The sequence below is a fragment of the Erythrobacter oryzae genome (assembly GCF_030271515.1).
In the GTDB taxonomy this organism is placed as follows: Bacteria; Pseudomonadota; Alphaproteobacteria; order Sphingomonadales; family Sphingomonadaceae; genus Erythrobacter; species Erythrobacter oryzae.
On the sequence record NZ_JASCXI010000002.1, the window covers coordinates 740,740 to 759,878 of the forward strand.

A 19,139-nucleotide genomic window follows, 5' to 3' on the forward strand; every position below is an offset into this window, starting at 1 on the left:
TGAAGGGGCTGACGATAATTGGCGCGCCCGCGTTGTCCGCCAGCCCACGCGCCTGCTAGACACCGCGCATGGCTGACTCCGTCTATATCTACCCCCTCACCCTCGTTGCCGGCCCGCAGGCGGTGGAGGGCGACGCGGTGCGGCTGGGGGGCAGCATGACTTATGCCCGCGAATTCGCGCTGGTGCTGCGCGATGGCCGCGAGGTCGCCGAGCGGATCACCGGCACGCGGGAGGTGATCGAGGGGGCGCTCGCGCGCCTTTCAGGCGCTCTCGCGGACGAGGGCGCGGCGCAGTGGGCCAATCTTGCCAAGAGCCACCCGCCGCTCCAGCTGGGCGCGCGCACCGTGCGGCTCGACCAACCGCAGGTGATGGGGATCCTCAACACCACCCCCGACAGCTTCTCCGATGGCGGCCAGCATGACAATGTCGAGTCAGGCCGCGCCCATGCCGCCGCCATGCTCGAGGCGGGGGCGGCGATCATCGACATCGGCGGCGAGAGCACGCGTCCCGGCGCGATGGCGACCTTCGAGGACGAGGAGATCCGCCGCGTCGTCCCGGCGATCGAATATTGCGCGGGCATGGGCGCCGCGATCAGCCTCGACAGCCGCCGCGCGGGCGTGCTGGCGGCGGGGTTCGCGGCGGGCGCGCACATGGCCAACGACGTCTCGGCGCTGCGTTACGACCCGCGCTCGAAGGAGGTGGTCGCCACCGAGGGCTGCCCGGTGGTGCTGATGCACGCGCCCGGCGCAGGCGAGGATCTGCACAAGGGGCCGGGCTATGTCGATGTGGTGAGCGAGGTGTTCGATTTCCTCCACCACGCCCGCGCCAGCGCCATTGCGGCGGGGATCGGCGAGGACCGCATCATCCTCGACCCCGGCATCGGCTTCGGCAAGTCGCTGGCCGAGAACCTCGCCCTGATGAACGCCCTGCCGCTGTTCCACGGCCTCGGCAGCCCGCTGATGCTTGGGGCGAGCCGCAAGCGGATGATCGGGGCGCTCTCCCGCGAGGAGGAGGCGGGCCAGCGCCTTGCCGGATCGGTCGCATTGGCATTGAAGGGGATGGAGGCGGGCGTTCACATCCTGCGCGTCCACGACGTCTTCGAGACGGTGCAGGCAAGGAACGTGTGGCGCGGGCTCAAGGACGCCGCGCTCACCGATTACAGCACCCTGCCGCCGCTGTAAGTGCGGCTTTCCTACTCCGGATTTGGTGATTATGCCGGACCAGGTCGCGTGAGGCGGCGGGCTCCTGCCCTGACCCATGCAACGCGCGAAAATGTGTGAACTTCGGTTTTGGCCAGCAAGTAACGGAAACACAGCGCAAATACCTGTAGGATTGCACGTTTTGCAATGTGAACTTTGTGAACTTCGGGCGAGCCGCTCCTTGCCCCTGCCGCTGATCGCAGCGACCCGATTGTAGGAGTCTTTTGATGCGTCCCTTCCTGCTCGCCGCCGCCGCCCTGCTCGCAGTTGCCGCGCCGGGCGTCGCCCAGACCCCGCAGGCGGTCGAGGTCACGCCCGACCAGTTGCTCTCGCCCTATTACGAGGGGCTGAAAGCCAAGGTCGCCATGCCGGTCGCCGGCCCCAATCCCGCGCTCTCGCCCGCCGCGACGCTCACCCGCATTGCGGTCGGCAGCTGCAACCATCAGAGCGCGGCGCAGCACATGTGGGCGCAGATCGCGGCGGCCAATCCGCAGCTGTTCCTGATGATCGGCGACAATGTCTATGGCGATGCCGGGTGGGATGGCGATGCGGGGCTCGATTCGCTGCGCCGCGCCTATGCCTTGCAGGCCTCGCACCCCGAATTCGCCGGCTTCCGCTCGAAGGTGCCGATGATGGCGACCTGGGACGATCATGATTTCGGGCTCAACGATGCCGGCGGCAGCTTCCCCTTCCGCCTCTGGTCCGAGACGCTGTTCGAGACTTTCTGGGGCTCCTCCGATGCGGTGAAGGCGCGGCCCGGGGTCTATGACAGCACCATCACCGGGCCCGAGGGCAAGCGCGTGCAGGTGATCCTGCTCGACACGCGCTTCTTCCGCTCGGACCTGAAGCGCGGGCCCTGGACCAAGGACCGCCAGCCGCTCGGCAGCTATCTGCCCGATGACAGCGCGGGCAAGACCGTGCTGGGCGAGGCGCAGTGGGCGTGGCTGGCGGCCGAGCTGGCCAAGCCCGCCGATCTCAGGATCGTGGTCTCCTCGACCCAGGTGCTGACCACCGCGCACCAGTTCGAGGGCTGGACCAACTTCCCGGCCGAGCGCACCCGGCTGCTCGACCTCTTGGCGGCGCGCGAGGCGAGCGGGCTGGTGCTGCTTTCGGGCGATCGCCACCAGGGCGCGATCTACAAGACCGAACATGGCGGCCAGACGATCTGGGAGCTGACCAGCTCCTCGCTGAACCTCTCGTTCGAGAACGATGCCGAGCGCAGCTCCCAGCGCGAGCCCGATCCGCTGCGGGTGGGCAAGATCTATCCGGTCGAGAATTTCGGTCTCGTCGATATCGACTGGAAGGCGAAGGCGCTGACCCTCACGCTCAAGGACAAGGCGAGCGCGACGCTGGCGAGCGAGACGTTCCGCTGGTGATGCCGCTTGCGGGCTCGCGCGCTGTGTGCAAGTCTCTGGGAAATAACGCGGAGAGAGGGCTTATGATGATGCGGGGCAGGGTGCTTGCAGGGATTGCGGCGGCGGTGATGCTGGCAGGCGGCGCGGCGTTGCCCGCGGCCGCGAAGGACGATGTCTACATCTTCGGCTTCAAGGTGCCGGGCGGCAAGAAGCTCGCCAAGCTGATCGAGAAGGCGCAGGCCTATCCGCTCGGCAGCAAGGAGAACCCGGTGCGCGCCGACATGCCCGGCGGGCAGCGCGCCTACCTCGCCCGGCTGCGCTGCGCCGACGGTCAGGCTCCGGCCTTCTTCCGAGTCGGCAATTTCGGGATGGGGCCCTACGAGCGGATCATCGACGGCTACGAGGTGACCTGCAAGGACAGCACGCCCGAAAAGGTGATGATCTTCATCGACATGTACCACCCCGATTATGAGGAACCGGCGGCGGTCGAGGGCTTCACGATCGAGCCTGCGTAACTACAGCGTGAAGCCGCCGTCCGACACCAGCACGTGGCCGGTGATGTTGGCGGCAGCGTCGGAGAGCAGGAAGAGGATCGTGTCGGCCATCTCCTCGGAGGTGGCGAAGCGGCCCGAGGGGGTCGTCTTGGCCATGCGCGCGATGGTTGCCTCGCGGCCGATGGCGGCGACCGAGGCCTTGAAGTCCTCCCCGCTCTCCCAGATCGCGGTGTCGACCCCGCCGGGGGCGATGGCGTTGACGCGGATGCCGGCCTTGGCGTTCTCGGCCGCAGCGATGCGGGCCATGTGCGCGACCGCAGCCTTGGAGACGCCGTAGGGGCCGATGCCGGGGACGGGCTTGAGGCCCGTGGTCGAGGCGGTGATGACCACGCTCCCGCTCTTGCCTGCCATCGCCCGCAAGGAGGTGGCGAGGGTCAGGAAGGCGCCGTCGAGATTGACCGCCATGACCCGCCGCCAATCGGCAAGGGTGAGGCTGGCGAGCGGGCCTCCGGCGCCGATCCCGGCGTTGACGATTGCATGGTCGAGCCCGGCAAGGCGCGGCTCGAGCTCCTGCCACAGCGCCTCGTCGGCGACGCTGCCGGTGATGCGGTGGACCTCGCAGCCCGGAAGGTCGAGCGCGTCCATCCCGGCCGCGTCGACATCGACCAGCCAGAGGCGCGAGGCCCCGCGTGCCGCAAGTGCTCTGGCGCAGGCCGCCCCGATCCCCGAAGCCGCCCCGGTGACGAGCGCGGTGCGCCCGGTGAAGTCTTGAAGGTTTGTCATGCCGCGCCGCTAGGCTGGCACGGCGCGCCGATCAAGCAGCGTTGTCGATCCCGAGGTCGGAGAGCTTGCGGTAGAGCGTCGAGCGCCCGATCCCGAGCCGCCGTGCTACTTCCGTCATCCGCCCGCGGTAGTGGCCGATGGCAAGGCGGATCACGTCGGCCTCGATCTCTTCCAGCGGGCGCAGGTTGCCGTCGGGGGTGTAGAGCATGATGCCCACGCCCTCGTGGCTGTGACCCGCGCCGCCGCCGGTCTGCTCGCCGAGCATCTCGGAGAGCTGGGGGAAGCTGTCGGCGGTGAGCGAGTTGCCCTCGCAATAGACCGCCGCACGGAACAGCACCGATTGCAGCTGGCGGACATTGCCCGGCCAGTCGTAGGCGGCCAGCAATGCGAGGGCGCCGTCGCTCACCGAAAGGTGGTTGAGGCCCGGCTGCTCGCCGATGCGGGCGAGGAAGTGGCGGGCGAGCGCGGGGATGTCGCCGGTGCGCTCGCGCAGGGGGGGCAGGACGATGCGGGTCGCGCCGAGGCGGGCGGCGAGGCCAGCGTCGAACTGCCCGGCTTCGACCATCCGGTCGAGCCCGACATTGCTGGTGACCAGAAGGCGCACGTCGACGCGGAAGCCGTAGCTCGCGCCCACGGGGCGGATGATGCCGGTTTCGAGCGCTTCGGCGAGGCGCTGCTGGAGCGCGGGGGTGAGGCGATCGATCTCGTCGAGGATCAGCGTGCCGCCGTCGCAATGCTGGAAGGCGCCGATCTGGCGGTCGAAGGCGCCGGGGAAGCTGCCGGGCTCGTGACCGAACAGCACCGAATCGATCGAGCCGGGGGGGACGCTGGCGAGGTTGATGATCCGCAAGCTTTCCTTGGCGCGTGGGCTGGCGCCGTGCATCGCGCGCATCAGCATTTCCTTGCCGGTGCCGCTCTCGCCCTCGATGAGGACATGGCCATGCCCGCGCGCGGCCTTGGCGGCCTGGGCGAGCGCGGCGCGGAAGGAGGGCGCGGTGCCGATCATCGCGTCGAAATCGAGATGGGCGGCCATCTTCTCGGTCAGCGGGGCGAGCTCGTCGCGCGGGGCTTCGCGCTGGGTGACCGAGCGCAGCGCTTCCATCAGGCGGTCGGGGCTGACGGGCTTGACCAGATAGTCCGAAGCGCCCGCGCGCATCGCCTCGACAGCGAGCAGCGGCGAGGCGCTGGTGGTGAGCATCAGGATCGGGAGCGCGGGGCGGCGCGACTTCAGCTCGGCGATCAGCGCGCAGGCATCGTCGCCCGGCACCCATTGATCGAGCAGGATCGCGGAAAGCTGCATCCCCTCGCGCGTGCCGAGCATCGCGATGGCGGTCTCGGCATCGGGGGCGACGATCGTGCGCCACCCGTCGCGCGCGGCGATCGCGGTGATGAGACGGCCCTGCGCGGGCTCGTCGTCGATGAGCATGACGATCCGCGCGTCATCCTGCGCCTGGGGAAGGCAATCCATCTCTGCCATCGCGTGTGCCGTTCGGCTCCCTTGCTGGGCCGGAAACGCGTTCCGGCTCCGACATCAGCGACCGGTGATAACCATGAGGAGTAAAAACCCGATTAAGACTGTGCCGCTGCGGGACAGGTTCGCGGGGCGCGGCGCGGCGGAGGAGGGCGGCGGGACTCTCATTAAAGGTGGCTTGAGAAGCACGCGCGGCTCCGATACGGGAGCGGCAGGGGCCACGCGGCCCGCTTTTTTCGACAACCATGCGGCAACCAATCGCTCGCCCGAGCGTTAGGCCGCCCAAGGGGAAGAGACATCATGAGTGTTCACGACATGGATAAGGCCACGGCCACCTACGCAGGCTTCATGGCCACGCTGAAATGGGCCGTGCCGGTGATCGCGGTCATCGCTTTCGCTGTCGTCGCCGCGATCGCCAGCTAAGCGCGCTCACGTGAAAATCGCCATCCTGACAGAGCGCGCCTCGGGCGAGACGCGCGTTGCCGCCACGCCGGAAACGGCAAAGAAGTTTGCCGCCCTGGGCTGCACGGTCGCGGTCGAGGCAGGGGCGGGGGTGATCTCCTCGATCACCGATGCGGCCTATGCCGAAGTCGGCGCGAGCGTCGGTGATGCGGCGGCAACGGTCAAGGATGCGGATATCGTGCTCGGCATTCAGGCGCCCGATGTGGCGCTGCTGAAGGGCGCGAAGCCCGGCGCGATGGTGGCGGCGCTGTTCGATCCTTTTACCAAGCGTGATGTGGTCGAGGCCTATGCCGCGGCGGGCTTCGAGGCGCTCTCGATGGAGTTCATGCCGCGCATCACCCGCGCGCAGTCGATGGACGTGCTGTCCTCGCAATCGAACCTTGCCGGCTACAAGGCGGTGCTGGCAGCAGCCGACGCCTATGGCCGCGCCTTCCCGATGATGATGACCGCGGCCGGCACGGTGCAGGCCGCGCGCGTCTTCATCATGGGCGTGGGCGTTGCGGGCCTTCAGGCGATCGCCACCGCGCGGCGTCTGGGCGCGCAGGTTTCCGCCACGGACGTGCGCAGCGCCACCAAGGAGCAGATCCAGTCGCTGGGCGCCAAGGCGATCTTCGTCGAGAATGTCGCGGGGATCGAAGGCGAAGGCTCGGGCGGCTATGCGACCGAGATGAGCGAGGAATACCAGAAGGCGCAGGCCGAACTGGTCTCCGGCCACATCGCCAAGCAGGACATCGTCATCACCACCGCACTCATCCCGGGCCGCGCCGCCCCGCGGCTCATCACCGACGCGCAGATCGCGACGATGAAGCCCGGCAGCGTGATCTATGACCTCGCGGTCGCCCAAGGGGGCAATGTCGAAGGCTCGGTCGCCGATCAGGTCGTCGAAAAGCACGGCGTCAAGATCATCGGTTACGCCAACACCCCCGCGGCGCTTCCCGCCGACGCCTCGGCGCTGTTTGCGCGCAACCACTACAACTTCCTCAGCGCCTTCTGGGACAAGGAAGCGGGCAAGCCCGTGCTCGACGAGGAGATCGGGAACGCGATCCGCCTGACGCAGGGCGGCAAGGTCGTCAACGAGCGGCTGCTCGGCTGAGCCGATGGGCCTGATCAACGCCACCGTCTGGGATACCGCAGACGCCGCCGAGGATCTCGCCTATGCGCTGGGCAAGGGCGAGGTCGTGCGCATGGCGTTCAAGCTGGTGCGCGATTCGATCATCTTCACCGACCGCCGCATCCTGATGATCGACATCCAGGGGCTGACGGGATCGAAGAAGCGCTTCCTGACCATCCCTTACCGCGCGATCACCACCTTCACGCTGGAGAGCGCGGGGCACTTCGATCTTGATACCGAGGTGACGCTGACCGTTTCGGGCTCCGCGCCGATCGCCTTCAACGTCAGCCGCGGGGCCGACGTGCCGGGGCTGGTTACGCTGCTGACCGAATATCTCGCGCCTGGGAAGTAAACAGGCACATAGGGGCAACTCATGGACTTCATCTCAATTCTCAGCATCTTCGTGCTGGCCTGCTTCGTGGGCTATTACGTTGTCTGGTCGGTGACCCCGGCGCTGCACACCCCGCTGATGGCGGTGACCAATGCGATCTCCTCGGTGATCATCGTCGGCGCGCTGATTGCCGCGGCCGAGGCGGAGAACCCGGTGGCGAAGTATCTCGCGCTGGCGGGCGTGGTGATGGCGAGCATCAACATCTTCGGCGGCTTTGCCGTGACCGAGCGCATGCTCGCGATGTACAAGAAGAAGGAGAAGTAAGAGATGAGCTTCTCCCTCCTTTCCGCAGCCGCCCACGGGGGCGGGACCCCGGCCTGGGCGATGCTCGCCTATCTGGTCGCGGGCGTGTTCTTCATCCTCGCGCTGCGCGGCCTTTCCAGCCCCGCCTCGAGCCGCGCGGGCAACCGCAACGGCATGATCGGCATGGCGATTGCCGTGGGCACCACGCTGGTGATGCACGGCACCAACCTCGTCGAAATCGGGATCGCCATTGCCATCGGCGCGATCCTTGGCGTCACCATCGCGCGGCGCATCGCCATGACGGCGATGCCGGAACTGGTGGCGGGCTTCCACTCGCTGGTGGGCCTTGCTGCGGTGGTGGTGGGCCTTGCAGCATGGCTCAACCCGGCCGCTTTCGGGATCACGGATGAGGCGGGGCAGATCATGGCGGTCAGCCGCATCGAACTCGGCCTCGGCATCGCGATCGGGGCGATCACCTTCTCGGGGAGCGTGATCGCCTTCCTCAAGCTCTCGGGCCGGATGAGCGGTTCGCCGATCATGCTGCCGGGGCGGCATGTCATCAACCTCGGCACTCTGGGCGCGATCCTCGTGCTGATCGGGCTCTACACCGTCTCGCCGGTCGGCGGGGCGGGCGAGGGGTGGATGGTGATCGCGGTCACCGTGCTCGCCTTTGCCATCGGCTTCCTGCTGATCATCCCCATCGGCGGGGCGGACATGCCGGTGGTGGTGTCGATGCTCAACTCCTATTCGGGCTGGGCCGCGGCGGCGATGGGCTTCACGCTGGGCAACAGCGCGATGATCATCACCGGCGCGCTGGTGGGTTCGTCGGGCGCGATCCTCAGCTACATCATGTGCCGCGCGATGAACCGCAGCTTCATTTCCGTGATCGCGGGCGGCTTCGGTGCCGACGCGGGCGCGGCCGGCGGTGCCGGCGGCGCGCGTGAGCAGCGGCCCTATAAGCAGGGCTCGGCCGAAGACGCCGCCTACATGCTCGAGCAGGCCGAGAAGGTCATCATCATCCCCGGCTACGGGATGGCGGTCGCCCAGGCCCAGCACGCGCTGCGCGAGATGGGCGACAAGCTCAAGGAAAAGGGCGTGGAGGTGAAGTATGCCATCCACCCCGTCGCGGGCCGGATGCCGGGGCACATGAACGTGCTCCTCGCCGAAGCCAGCGTGCCTTATGACGAGGTGTTCGAGCTCGAGGACATCAACTCCGAATTCGCCCAGTGCGACGTCGCCTTCATCATCGGCGCGAACGACGTGGTGAACCCGGCGGCCAAGACCGACAAGTCCTCGCCGATCTACGGGATGCCGGTGTTCGACGTCGACAAGGCCAAGCAGGTGTTCTTCATCAAGCGCTCGATGGGGGGCGTCGGCTATGCCGGGGTCGACAATGACGTGTTCTACATGAACCAGACCGTCATGCTGCTCGCCGACGCGAAGAAGATGGTCGAGGAAATCGTCAAGTCGCTGGATTGATCCGGGCAGCCCCGGATCAGTCGCCCAGATCGGCGAGGATCAGCCCCAGCAGGCTGTGATCGGGGGGCGGGGCCCGCCGGTCATGGCCTGCCAGCCGCAGCGTCTCGTGCCACAGATGGACGGCGAGGGTAGCGTCGGGCCATGCCACCCGCTCGGCCTCGGGGTAGGGCGTCAGCAGGGTCGAGGCGGCGAGCCGGTAGCTCAACGGGTAGAAGGTGTCCTGCGGCAGCACGTGGCGCGCGAGCCCCATGTCGTGCACCAGCGCGGTGAGCAGATGCGGGCCGGTATAGGCCCAGGGCCCGATCGTCCCGACCCGCGTGGCGATGGCCACCGCGCGCTCGAGCAGCGGGACAGCCGCGCTGCCGCCCAGCACCGCGTTGTTGACCATCACCTCGTCCTGAAAGGCAGCGACCAGCGGCAGTTCGGGCCAGTCGGGCTTGAGGCACACCACGTCGGTATCGACCCAGATCAGCCCGGTCTGGAGGATCATCGCATAGCGGAACAGGTTGGCAAAGCCCGCCGCAGACCCCTTGTGCGGACCGCCTCCCGCCCGGAAGAACGCCTCGCGCGGCAGCACGCTTGCCGCATCGCGCAGCTCGACCCCGTCGGGCACAGCGCCGACCGGATCGTAGGCATAGAGCGCGATTGCATGCCCGTGATGCACGAAAGAGCGCAGGCAGCAGCGTTCGAGCCTGCTGAGCTCGCCAGCGAAGAAAGTCCCGAATTCCCCCATTTCCGGCAAAAGCCTAGGCAGGGGCCGGCGCGAAGTAAAGCGCGGGCATCGGTGGAGCGCGGGCTTGCCTTGGCTGGCCCCGTGCCTATGTCCCGATCACTGATCTTTCCGAAAGGACAAGCCTTGCGCAAACTGTTCATCGGCGTTCTGCTGGTCATTCTGCTGGGGGCGGGCGCGCTGTTCAGCGGCCTCGCCAACCCGCTCGTGGAGTGGCAGGTCAAGGGCGCGCTGGTTCAATCCGGCATCGGCGAGAAACGCGCCGCCTGCATGGCCGAGCGGATGGTCGACCGGCTCACCATCGGCCAGCTGTGGAAACTGCGTCAGGGCATGGCCCCGCAGGCAGGGGAGCCCGAGGAGGGCTATGGCCTCGGCGAGCTGATCAAGCGCCTGCGCCGCGTGGGTGACGGCGAGGCGGTGGCGGTGCTTACCACCTCGGCCGGGCTGTGCGCGGTGGGGCTCGGTTAGCGCCTGACGCTTGCCATCCCTCCCTCCGATGCGCCACAAGGCGAGCCGGAGGGAGAACATCATGAACCGACTGGCACTTGTCGCCGCGCTGCTGGCATCCGCTGCCGCCGCGCCGCTCGCGGCCGAGACGCACCGCATCGAAGCCGGCGAAGGCGCGGCGCAGCGCTTGCAGGAGGCGCTGATCCTCGCCCAGCCGGGTGACGTGATCGAGCTGGGCGAGGGGCGCATCACCCTCACCGACGGACTCAGCCTCGATGTCGACGGCGTGACCCTGCGCGGGCAGGGGATGGACAAGTCGATCCTCGATTTCACCAGCCAGGAAGGCAGCGGCGAGGGCCTGCTGGTCACCTCCGACGAGGTCACCTTGCGCGATTTCGCGGTCGAGAACCCCAAGGGCGACGGGATCAAGTCCAAGGGCGCGGACGGAATCGTCTACTCGGGCATCCGGGTCGAATGGACCGGCGGTCCCAAGGCGACCAACGGCGCCTACGGCATCTACCCGGTCGAGAGCACCGGCGTGCTGGTCACCAACTCCAAGGTCTCGGGCGCGTCCGACGCGGGCATCTATGTCGGCCAGAGCCGCGACATCACCGTGAGCGAGAACATCGTCTCCTTCAACGTCGCCGGGATCGAGATCGAGAACAGCCGCAATGCGCTGGTCTTCAGCAATATCGCCAGCCGCAACACCGGCGGCCTGCTGGTGTTCGACCTCCCCGGCCTGCCCGTCATGGGCGGGGGCAATGTGATCTTGCGCGGCAATCTGGTCGCCGACAACGACACCCCCAACTTCGCCCCCCCGGGCAATATCGTCGCGAGTGTCCGGCGCGGCACGGGCGTGCTGGTGATGGCCAATGACGGCGTGCTGATCGAGGACAACGCATTCGACAACAACCCGACAGCCCACATCATGGTGATCGCCTATCTCCAGCCCTTCGACGACCCGCGCTACAACCCCCATGCGCGCAATGTGATCGTCGGCGATAACGCCTTCGGGCGCGGCGGGGACGATCCGCAGCTCGACGGCAAGGAGGCGCTGCTCGAAGCCTTCGGCGGCGCGCTGCCGCCGGTGCTGTGGGACGGGATCAAGCAGGATGACGATACGGGCCTGAGGATCGCCGAGGGGGTGGAGGGCTGGACGCTCAACCTCTCGAAGCCCGGCCAGAGCATGGCCGAGGCCCGGCCCGGTCCGCTGATGCTCACCCCGCTCGAGTCCTGGGAATTCCCCGAGGTCGGCGCGCCGGCGGAGCTGGAGGCGCGGCTGAAGTGAAGCGTGGCCTCGGCCTCCTTGCGCTTGCCAGCGCGACCTTAGGCGCGGCGCTCGCCCATGGGGCGGTGCCCGAAGCGCAGCCGGTCAACGATGCGGCGGTGACCGGCGCGGCCTTTCCCGCCAAGCTCTCGGACTTCGGCTTCTTCCGTGACGGCGCGCGGCAGGTACCCGGGGCGCGGGTCTATCCTTATGCACTCAACACTCCGCTGTGGTCGGACGGGGCGGAGAAGCTGCGCTTCATCTACCTGCCCGAGGGCATGCAGCTCACCGCCGACGGCGAGGGCCTGCTGAAATTCCCCGTGGGCGCCGCGATCCTCAAGACCTTCGCTTTCGGCGAGGGCGACGCGCGCCGCTTGATCGAGACCCGCGTGCTGCTCCACCGCGCGGATGGCTGGGTCGCGCTCCCCTATCGCTGGAACGCCGAGCAGACCGAGGCTACCCTCGCGCTCACCGGCGGCCGGATCGATCTCGTGACGCCTGCGGGCGAGGCGATCTCCTATGCCATCCCCAACAAGAACCAGTGCAAGACCTGCCATTCGAGCAGCAACAAGGTCGTGCCCATTGGGCCCAAGGCGCGCAATCTTTCGGTCAGGTGGCTGGGCGACATGCTCAAGGCGGGCAAGCTCGACCGCCTGCCGCCGGGCGCGGCGACGATGCCGGTCTGGGCGGGTTACACCGCCAAGAGCCCGGCCGAGCCCTTCGCGCGCGCCTATCTCGACGTCAATTGCGCCCATTGCCACCAGCCGGGCGGGGGTGCGTCGAATTCCGGGCTCGACCTGCGCTGGGAGCAGAGCGATCCTCACGCCTTCGGCATCGGCAAGCGCCCGGTCGCAGCGGGGCGCGGGGCAGGGGAATATGAGTTCTCCATCCTTGCCGGGCACCCCGACCAGTCGATCCTGCTCTACCGCATGAACAGCGCCGAGCCCGGCATCGCCATGCCCGAGCTCGGCAAGGCGAGTGTCGATAGGCAGGGTGTCGCGGTGGTGCGGCGCTGGATTGCGGAGATGAAATGAGAAAGTGGTTCTTGCGCGGGCTGCTCGCGCTCCTCGGCGTGCTGGGACTTGCCTTCCTGATCTTCCGCACGCCTGACACCGATCCTGCCGAAATGCGCGCGAAGTATGGCGGCCCGCCCTCGCAATTCGTCGAAATCGGCGACGGGGTGAAAGTCCACCTGCGCGACGAAGGCCCGCGCGATGCACCCGCGATCATCCTGCTCCACGGCTCCAACGCCGATCTGCACACCTGGGAGCCGTGGGTGCAGGTCTTGAAGGGCAAGTATCGCGTGATCCGCTTCGACCAGATCGGCCACGGCCTCACGGGCCCCGACCCGCGCGAGGACTACTCCACCGCCAGTTTCGTCGCTGATATCGGCGAGGTGGCGGACAGGCTGGGCCTGAAGACCTTCATCCTCGGTGGCAATTCGATGGGCGGCAAGCACGCGCTCGCCTATGCCATAGCCCATCCCGAGCGGCTCACCGGCCTCGTGCTGGTCGACGGCAGCGGGGGGCCGATGCTCAAGATCGCGCGCCTCGAGAAGGACAAGAAGGACTCCGGCAATATCGGCTTCACCATCGCCCGGATGCCCGGGGTGAACCTCATTGCCGAACAGATCACGCCGCGCTCGCTGATCCAGCAGAGCCTCGAGCAATCGGTCTCGGTCAAATCGGTCGCGAGCCCGGCTGCGGTCGATCGCTACTGGGAGCTGCTGCGCTACCCCGGCAACCGCCGCGCCACTCTCGCGCGCTTCAGCCAGCCCTATGATCCGCTGAAGGCCGAGGACATCGCCAAGGTGCAGACCCCCACGCTGATCCTGTGGGGCGAGGAGGACCGCATCATCCCGGTCGAGGCGGGGCAATGGCTCGCCAAGACCTTGCCGGCCAACGAGCTCCACATCTATCCCGGGATCGGCCACCTGCCGCACGAGGAGGCCCCCGCCAAGACCCTTGCCGATCTCGAAACGTGGCTCGCACAGCACGCTCCGCCGCCAAAACAGGGATAGGTTGCCAACCTGCCATGTGACCACTGGACGCGGGGGCGCCCCGCGCCCTACACCTCTTCGCACCTGCACAGCGACTACAAGAAGGGGCACCCGTTTGCGCAAACTCGGGATCATCGGCGGCATGAGCTGGGTGTCGACCGCGACCTATTACGACCGCATCAATCGCATCGTCCAGAAACGCGCCGCCCCGATGGCGAGCGCCCCGTTGCTGATCGAGAGCCTCGACTTCTGCCAGCTCTACGCGCTCACCGCCGAGCGTGACTGGCAGCGCGCGGCGAGCGTGCTGGTCGAAAGCGCGCGGCGGCTCGAAGGGGCGGGGGCCGAGGGGCTGATCATCGGCGCCAATTCGATGCACCGGCTCTATGACGACGTCGCGGCCTCCGTGAACATCCCGATCCTGCATATCGCCGAATATGTCGGCCTTGCGATGAAGCGCGCCGGGAAGACCAGCGCCGCGCTGCTCGGCACCCGCAACGTCATGACCGAGAGCTTCTACAGGAAGCGCCTCGTCGCGCACGGGATCGACCTGCTGCCGCCCAACCTCGCCTATGTTGAACAGCTCGACAAGATCATCTATGACGAGCTGATGACCGGCAAGGTCACCCGCGAGGCGGAGCGGACCTTGAAGACGATCATCACCAACACCGCCCAGGAAGGCGCGGCCGCGGTGGTGCTGGCCTGCACCGAGCTCGATCTGGTGGTGGATGTCGACGCCAATGTCTTGCCGATCTTCGACTCCACCCGCATCCACTGCGAGGCGGCGGCGAACTGGATCCTCGAGCAGGAAGTGGTGGGCTAAACCTCGGCTCGTCCTCTCGCGCGGGCGGCTTGCCGCATCGCGGGGTTGCACGGGGTGCAACGCGTTAACGTTCTCACTATGTGCGCCACCGGATTTTTGTCACGGAAACGTAAGGCATGATCCGGGTCTTCGGGTCGCACCGCAGGCCCTTGGGGCCGCTCCTCCTCCCCCCCAATCACCGGAGGGCGGCCCCATAATTCTCCCCAATTTCGCGGGCGCCAAGCGGTTGTTTTCCTTCCTATCTCGCGGTGTTCCCGCCCCGTTCCGGTTGAGCCGTCGCGGCCTTGGTCCTAAGCGCTGAGCCCGTGAACCCTCGCGCCCCCTACGCTGCCGATCCCGCCGCTGGCCCTGCCTGCGAATTCCCGCGCGCCGATGCCGGCGAGCAGCGCGGGCCCCGCAGCCCGTTCCAGCGCGACCGCGACCGGATCATCCATTCGATGAGCTTCCGGCGCCTCAAGTCCAAGACCCAGGTGTTCATCGCCCCCGACGGGGACCACTACCGCACCCGCCTCACCCACAGCCTCGAAGTCGCGCAGATCGGGCGGGTGATCGCACGCGCCCTGGGGCTCGACGAGGACCTGACCGAGGCGCTGTGCCTTGCGCATGATCTCGGCCACCCGCCCTTCGGCCATGCGGGCGAAGCGGCGCTCAGCGACGCGATGGAGCGCCACGGCGGCTTCTGCCACAACGCGCAGGCGCTGCGCACGGTGATGCGGATCGAGTGTCCCTATCCCGAGCATGACGGCCTCAACCTCACCTGGGACCTGCTCGAGGGGCTGGCCAAGCACAACGGCCCGGTCGCCGCGCCGGGCTGGGCGCTGGCCGAGCTCGATGCCGCCTTCCCGCTCGAACTCGGCAGCTGGCCCTCGCTGGAGGCGCAGGTCGCAGCGGTCGCCGACGACATCGCCTACGACAATCACGACATCGACGATGGCCTGCGCGCAGGCTTCCTCCAGCTCGATGACCTGCTGACACTGGATTTCCTCGCAGACCAGTGGCGGGCGGTCGAAAAGCGCTTTCCCCGCAGCTCCCGCGAGCGTCTGCTGCGCGAGATGATACGCGACCAGATCGGGATGATGGTGAACGACGTTATTGCGCACACGCAGGAACAGGCGAAGGGCCTGTCCTCGGTCGCCGAAGTGCGCGCGGCGGGACGCCAGCTTGCGGGCTTCTCCCCCGCGATGGCCGCGCAGGAGCGGCGCCTCAAGACCTTCATGTACGAGCGCCTCTACTACCACCCCGAACAGATCGCCGCGGCCGAGAAGGCGCGCGATGTCGTGGCGCGGCTGTTTGCGGCCTATGCGCAGGATGCGACGCTGATGCCGGAGGACTGGCTGGCGCGGCTCCCCGCGCAGGAACCGCAGCGCAGCCGCGTGATCGCCGATTTCATCGCGGGGATGAGCGACCGCTTTGCCATCAAGGCGGTCGGCGAAATCTACGGCACCCGGCCCGAGGGACTGATCAATGTATGAGCCGCGCGTGACCGGCCCGGTGCGGGTCGCTCTGGTAGGAGCCACCGGCCTCATCGGCCGCCGCGTGATCGAGATCGCCAGTGCGGGCGAACAGGTGCGCATCCTCGGCATCGCCCGGCGCGAGGCCCCGCTGCCGCCCGGCGCGCGGATGGAGATGTTCGTGGCCGAGCCCGCCAAGTGGGGCGACGTGCTCGACGCGGCGCGCCCGCGCGCGCTGATCTGCGCGCTCGGCACCACCTGGAAGAAGGCGGGGCGCGACGAGGCGGCCTTCCGCGCGGTCGATCAGGACCTCGTGCTCGCCACCGCCGAGGCCGCCAAGCGCGCGGGCGTGCCCAACATGGTGCTGGTGAGCGCCGCGGGCGCCGACAAGCACTCCAAGGCGCTCTACATGCGGGTGAAGGCCGAGACCGAGGAGGCGGTGAGCCGCATCGGCTTCAAGCGGCTCGACATCCTCCACCCCGGCCTGCTGCGAGGGACGCGCGAGGGCGACCTGCGCTTCGCCGAGCGCGCCGCGATCATCGCCGCGCCGCTGATCGACCCGCTGCTCTCGGGCAAGTGGGAGCAATACCGCTCGATCGACGCAGGGCTCGTCGCCGAGGCCGCATTGGGCCTCGCGCTGCGCCGGGCGGGCGGGCGCTTCACCCACGACAACGAGGCGATGCGCCGCGCCGCGCGCGAATGGCGCAATGCGGCGGCGCAAGCCGAGGACGCGCGCTGATGGACTGGGCGCTGGTATTCAAGGCGGTGAACCTGCTCGCGCTGATTGCGTGGGCCGCGCTGATCCTGCTCCCGCGCTGGCCCGCGCTGCTCTCGGCGATCCTCTATCTCGGCGTGGGGCTGCTATGCGCCGTCTATGCCTGCGGCCTCATCGGCGTGGTGAGCGGCCTCATCCCCAACGCTGGCGGGGGCGGGGCGGACTTTACCACCATCCCCGGCATCCGCGCGATCTTCGCGACCGACGGCGGGGTGACCATCGGCTGGACCCACTACCTCGCTTTCGACCTGTTCGTCGGCCTGTGGATCGCGCGCGATGCCGACGCGAAGAACATCTCGCGCCTCATTCAGGCCCCGATCCTGTTCGCGACGCTGATGGCGGGCCCCATCGGCCTCGGCATCTGGCTGCTCGTCCGCGAGCCCGCCGCGCGGCGGCAGGGGCGGTTCCGCTAGAAAAACGCCGCTGGACGGCGCGCGCGGCTCGGTTAATCTCTCCGGCAAAACAAGGCACCGGGAGAGAGACACCAGCATGACCGAGATCGCGCAGCACAACCTCCTCACCCTCGACGAAATCCTCGTCCATTGGACGGCGATCCAGCCCGATGCGCCCGCGATCGAGGGCGGGACCCACGCCTTCACCTATGGCGAGGTCGACTGGCTCTCGCGCCAGATCATCGCGATGCTTGCCGCACGCGGGATCGGGGCGGGGGACCGGGTGGCGTTCCTCGGCAAGAATGCGGCGAGTTACGGCCTGCTCTACTGCGCCTGCGCCCGCGCCGGGATCGTGATCGCGCCGATCGGCTGGCGGCTCGCCGCGCGCGAGGTCGCCTATATCCTCGGCGATACCGGGGCGAAGCTGCTGGTGGCCGCCCCTGACTTCATGGGGCTTGCCGCCGCCGCCATGGCCGAGCTGTCGAGCCCGCCCGAATTGATGGACGATGCCGCCATGCTGGCCGAGGCGCGCGGCTGCGATCCGGCGGACTTCACTCGCTGCGGCGCGGATGATCCGGTGCTCCAGCTCTACACCTCGGGCACCACCGGCCATCCCAAGGGCGTGCTCCTCTCCAACGCCAATCTCACGAAGCTGCGGGTCGAGGGGATTGCAGCGGGGCTGACCTATTACACCGATTACCGCAGCGGCGATTGCATGATGGTGGCGATGCCGATCGCGCATATCGGCGGCACGGGCACCTTCAGCCTCGCGCTGCTGGCGGGGATCCGCTGCCGCTTCGAGGCCGAGTTCACCCCCGCCGGCGTCCTCGCGGCGATCGAGGCTGGGACGACGCACATGTTCCTCGTGCCCGCCGCGCTCCAGATGGTGATCCAGCACCCGCAGGCGGCCACCACCGACTTCTCCAACCTGCGCTACCTCATCTACGGCGCTGCGCCGATGCCGCTCGAGCTGCTCAAGCAGGCGGTGCAGACCATGCCCAACACCCAGTTCCTCCAGGCCTATGGCATGACCGAGACGACCGGCACGGTCTCGATCCTCCCGCCCGAGGACCACTCGCTCGAGGGCAACCAGCGGATGCGCTCGGCCGGGAAGGCGCTGCCCGGAGTGCAGATCGAAGTGCGCGGGCCGGACAATGTCGAGGTGCCGCGCGGCGAGATCGGCGAGGTTTGCATCCGTTCGCCTTCCAATACAGCCGGTTACTGGAAGCTGCCCGAGGCGACCGCCAAGACCATCGATGCCGACGGCTGGCTCCACACCGGCGATGCGGGGGTGATGGACGCGGACGGCTATGTCTACATTCAGGACCGCATCAAGGACATGATCATCTCTGGCGGCGAGAACGTCTATCCGGCCGAGGTAGAGAGCGCGATCTACGGCCATCCCGCCATCGCCGAAGTCGCGGTGATCGGTGTCCCGAGCGAGAAATGGGGCGAGGAGGTCAAGGCCTGCGTCGTCGCCAAGCCGGGCATGGCTGTCGACGCGGCCGACGTCATCGCCTGGACGCGCGAGCGGATTGCCGCCTTCAAGGCGCCCAAGAGCGTCGATGTCATCCCGCTCATGCCGAGGAACGCCAGCGGCAAGATCCTGCGCCGCGAATTGCGCGCGCCCTACTGGGAAGGGCAGGAGCGCAAGGTCTAGTGAGCGCGAAACAGCACGCCCCGGCGACGCTCAGAAACCGCGAAGCCATCGCCGAGGTGCTCGCGCGCGAATTGCCGGCGTCCGGCACGGTGCTCGAAATCGCGGCAGGGACGGGCGAGCACGCGGTCTATTTTGCCGCGCTTTTCGGTTCGCTCGCGTGGCTGCCCACCGATCCATCAGCAGAAGCGCTGGCTTCGATCGCGGAATACCGCGCGGACTATCCGGGCACGAACTTGTCCGCGCCGGTGATGCTCGATGCGGCAGACCCGGACAGCTGGCCGGTCGCCGAGGCTGCCGCAATAGTGTGCATCAACATGGTCCACATCAGCCCCTGGGCCGCGACCCTAGGGCTTTTCCGGGGTGCTGCCCGATTATTGGGCAGCGGGGGCGGGCCGCTGGTCCTCTACGGGCCCTATCTCGAGGACGGGGTGGAGACGGCTGCCTCGAATCTGGCCTTCGACGAGAGCCTGAAGGCGCGCAACCCGGAGTGGGGCCTCAGGCGTGCCGAAGATCTGGACAGCCTCGCGGCCGCGCACGGGTTCGCCCGCACGGCGCGCCATGCGATGCCTGCCAATAATTTAACGCTGGTTTTTCGCCGGGTTTAAGCCCC

General features: G+C 68.0%; 20 protein-coding genes. 17 read left to right on the forward strand and 3 right to left on the reverse strand.

Annotation, left to right across the window (positions count from 1 at the left end; genetic code table 11):
• The first annotated feature begins 68 nt into the window (after nt 1–68).
• The 3 genes from folP (at nt 69) to PFX90_RS08150 (ending at nt 3,069) form a co-directional block, all read left to right on the forward strand.
• Nucleotides 69–1,181, forward strand: a complete 1,113-nt coding sequence (folP, locus tag PFX90_RS08140; RefSeq protein ID WP_285711899.1) for a dihydropteroate synthase — start codon at nt 69–71, stop codon at nt 1,179–1,181.
• A gap of 245 nt (nt 1,182–1,426) precedes the next feature.
• The gene (locus PFX90_RS08145) at nt 1,427–2,575 is read left to right on the forward strand and encodes an alkaline phosphatase D family protein (RefSeq protein ID WP_285711901.1); all 1,149 of its coding nucleotides are present in this window, start codon (nt 1,427–1,429) and stop codon (nt 2,573–2,575) included.
• Between the two features lie 65 nt (nt 2,576–2,640).
• Nucleotides 2,641–3,069: a hypothetical protein gene (locus PFX90_RS08150; RefSeq protein WP_285711902.1), complete on the forward strand. Its 429-nt coding sequence runs from the start codon at nt 2,641–2,643 to the stop codon at nt 3,067–3,069.
• Here PFX90_RS08150 and PFX90_RS08155 read toward each other — a convergent pair whose 3' ends face one another.
• The gene (locus tag PFX90_RS08155; protein WP_285711904.1) at nt 3,070–3,831 is read right to left on the reverse strand and encodes an SDR family NAD(P)-dependent oxidoreductase; all 762 of its coding nucleotides are present in this window, start codon (nt 3,829–3,831) and stop codon (nt 3,070–3,072) included.
• A 31-nt stretch (nt 3,832–3,862) separates the two neighbouring features.
• Nucleotides 3,863–5,299 (reverse strand): sigma-54-dependent transcriptional regulator, encoded by a 1,437-nt coding sequence (locus PFX90_RS08160; RefSeq protein ID WP_285712056.1) that lies wholly within the window; start codon nt 5,297–5,299, stop codon nt 3,863–3,865.
• Nucleotides 5,300–5,735: 436 nt separating this feature from the next.
• On the opposite strand from PFX90_RS08160, the gene PFX90_RS08165 reads away from it, so the two are divergent.
• The 4 genes from PFX90_RS08165 to PFX90_RS08180 are packed head-to-tail and all read left to right on the forward strand — an operon-like array spanning nt 5,736 to nt 8,988.
• Complete coding sequence (locus PFX90_RS08165; protein WP_285711905.1) at nt 5,736–6,857, forward strand: NAD(P) transhydrogenase subunit alpha; 1,122 nt, start codon at nt 5,736–5,738, stop codon at nt 6,855–6,857.
• Nucleotides 6,858–6,861: 4 nt separating this feature from the next.
• Nucleotides 6,862–7,227, forward strand: a complete 366-nt coding sequence (locus PFX90_RS08170) for a PH domain-containing protein (protein ID WP_088913749.1) — start codon at nt 6,862–6,864, stop codon at nt 7,225–7,227.
• Between the two features lie 21 nt (nt 7,228–7,248).
• A complete protein-coding gene (locus tag PFX90_RS08175; protein WP_054117330.1) occupies nt 7,249–7,530 on the forward strand; it encodes an NAD(P) transhydrogenase subunit alpha part 2 in 282 nt (93 codons plus the stop codon).
• A 3-nt stretch (nt 7,531–7,533) separates the two neighbouring features.
• Complete coding sequence (locus tag PFX90_RS08180; protein ID WP_285711909.1) at nt 7,534–8,988, forward strand: NAD(P)(+) transhydrogenase (Re/Si-specific) subunit beta; 1,455 nt, start codon at nt 7,534–7,536, stop codon at nt 8,986–8,988.
• Nucleotides 8,989–9,004: 16 nt separating this feature from the next.
• On the opposite strand, the gene PFX90_RS08185 is transcribed toward PFX90_RS08180, so the two are convergent.
• On the reverse strand, nt 9,005–9,721 hold the full coding sequence (locus PFX90_RS08185; RefSeq protein WP_285711910.1) for a glycosyltransferase family 32 protein: 717 nt from the start codon (nt 9,719–9,721) through the stop codon (nt 9,005–9,007).
• Between the two features lie 123 nt (nt 9,722–9,844).
• Here PFX90_RS08185 and PFX90_RS08190 point away from each other — a divergent pair, with 123 nt between their 5' ends.
• From PFX90_RS08190 to PFX90_RS08235, 10 genes are all read left to right on the forward strand, one after another.
• Nucleotides 9,845–10,186, forward strand: coding sequence for a hypothetical protein (locus PFX90_RS08190; protein ID WP_285711912.1), 342 nt, complete (start codon nt 9,845–9,847; stop codon nt 10,184–10,186).
• 61 nt (nt 10,187–10,247) lie between these two features.
• Complete coding sequence (locus PFX90_RS08195; RefSeq protein WP_285711914.1) at nt 10,248–11,453, forward strand: parallel beta-helix domain-containing protein; 1,206 nt, start codon at nt 10,248–10,250, stop codon at nt 11,451–11,453.
• A complete protein-coding gene (locus tag PFX90_RS08200; RefSeq protein ID WP_285711915.1) occupies nt 11,450–12,466 on the forward strand; it encodes an SO2930 family diheme c-type cytochrome in 1,017 nt (338 codons plus the stop codon). Before PFX90_RS08195 ends, PFX90_RS08200 begins: the two co-directional genes overlap by 4 nt.
• Nucleotides 12,463–13,452, forward strand: a complete 990-nt coding sequence (locus PFX90_RS08205; protein WP_285711916.1) for an alpha/beta fold hydrolase — start codon at nt 12,463–12,465, stop codon at nt 13,450–13,452. Before PFX90_RS08200 ends, PFX90_RS08205 begins: the two co-directional genes overlap by 4 nt.
• A gap of 94 nt (nt 13,453–13,546) precedes the next feature.
• Nucleotides 13,547–14,251 (forward strand): aspartate/glutamate racemase family protein, encoded by a 705-nt coding sequence (locus PFX90_RS08210; RefSeq protein WP_285711917.1) that lies wholly within the window; start codon nt 13,547–13,549, stop codon nt 14,249–14,251.
• A 305-nt stretch (nt 14,252–14,556) separates the two neighbouring features.
• Nucleotides 14,557–15,723 carry a deoxyguanosinetriphosphate triphosphohydrolase gene (locus PFX90_RS08215; RefSeq protein ID WP_285711918.1) on the forward strand — a complete coding sequence of 389 codons (1,167 nt, stop codon included), beginning with the start codon at nt 14,557–14,559 and terminating at the stop codon, nt 15,721–15,723.
• Nucleotides 15,716–16,441, forward strand: coding sequence for an NAD(P)H-binding protein (locus tag PFX90_RS08220; protein WP_285711920.1), 726 nt, complete (start codon nt 15,716–15,718; stop codon nt 16,439–16,441). Before PFX90_RS08215 ends, PFX90_RS08220 begins: the two co-directional genes overlap by 8 nt.
• On the forward strand, nt 16,441–16,890 hold the full coding sequence (locus PFX90_RS08225) for an ABA4-like family protein (RefSeq protein WP_285711922.1): 450 nt from the start codon (nt 16,441–16,443) through the stop codon (nt 16,888–16,890). The genes PFX90_RS08220 and PFX90_RS08225 overlap by 1 nt, the downstream gene beginning before the upstream one ends.
• Before the next feature lie 76 nt (nt 16,891–16,966).
• On the forward strand, nt 16,967–18,529 hold the full coding sequence (locus tag PFX90_RS08230) for a long-chain-fatty-acid--CoA ligase (protein ID WP_285711923.1): 1,563 nt from the start codon (nt 16,967–16,969) through the stop codon (nt 18,527–18,529).
• Nucleotides 18,529–19,134, forward strand: coding sequence for a DUF938 domain-containing protein (locus PFX90_RS08235; protein ID WP_285711925.1), 606 nt, complete (start codon nt 18,529–18,531; stop codon nt 19,132–19,134). The genes PFX90_RS08230 and PFX90_RS08235 overlap by 1 nt, the downstream gene beginning before the upstream one ends.
• The last annotated feature ends 5 nt before the right edge of the window (nt 19,135–19,139 follow it).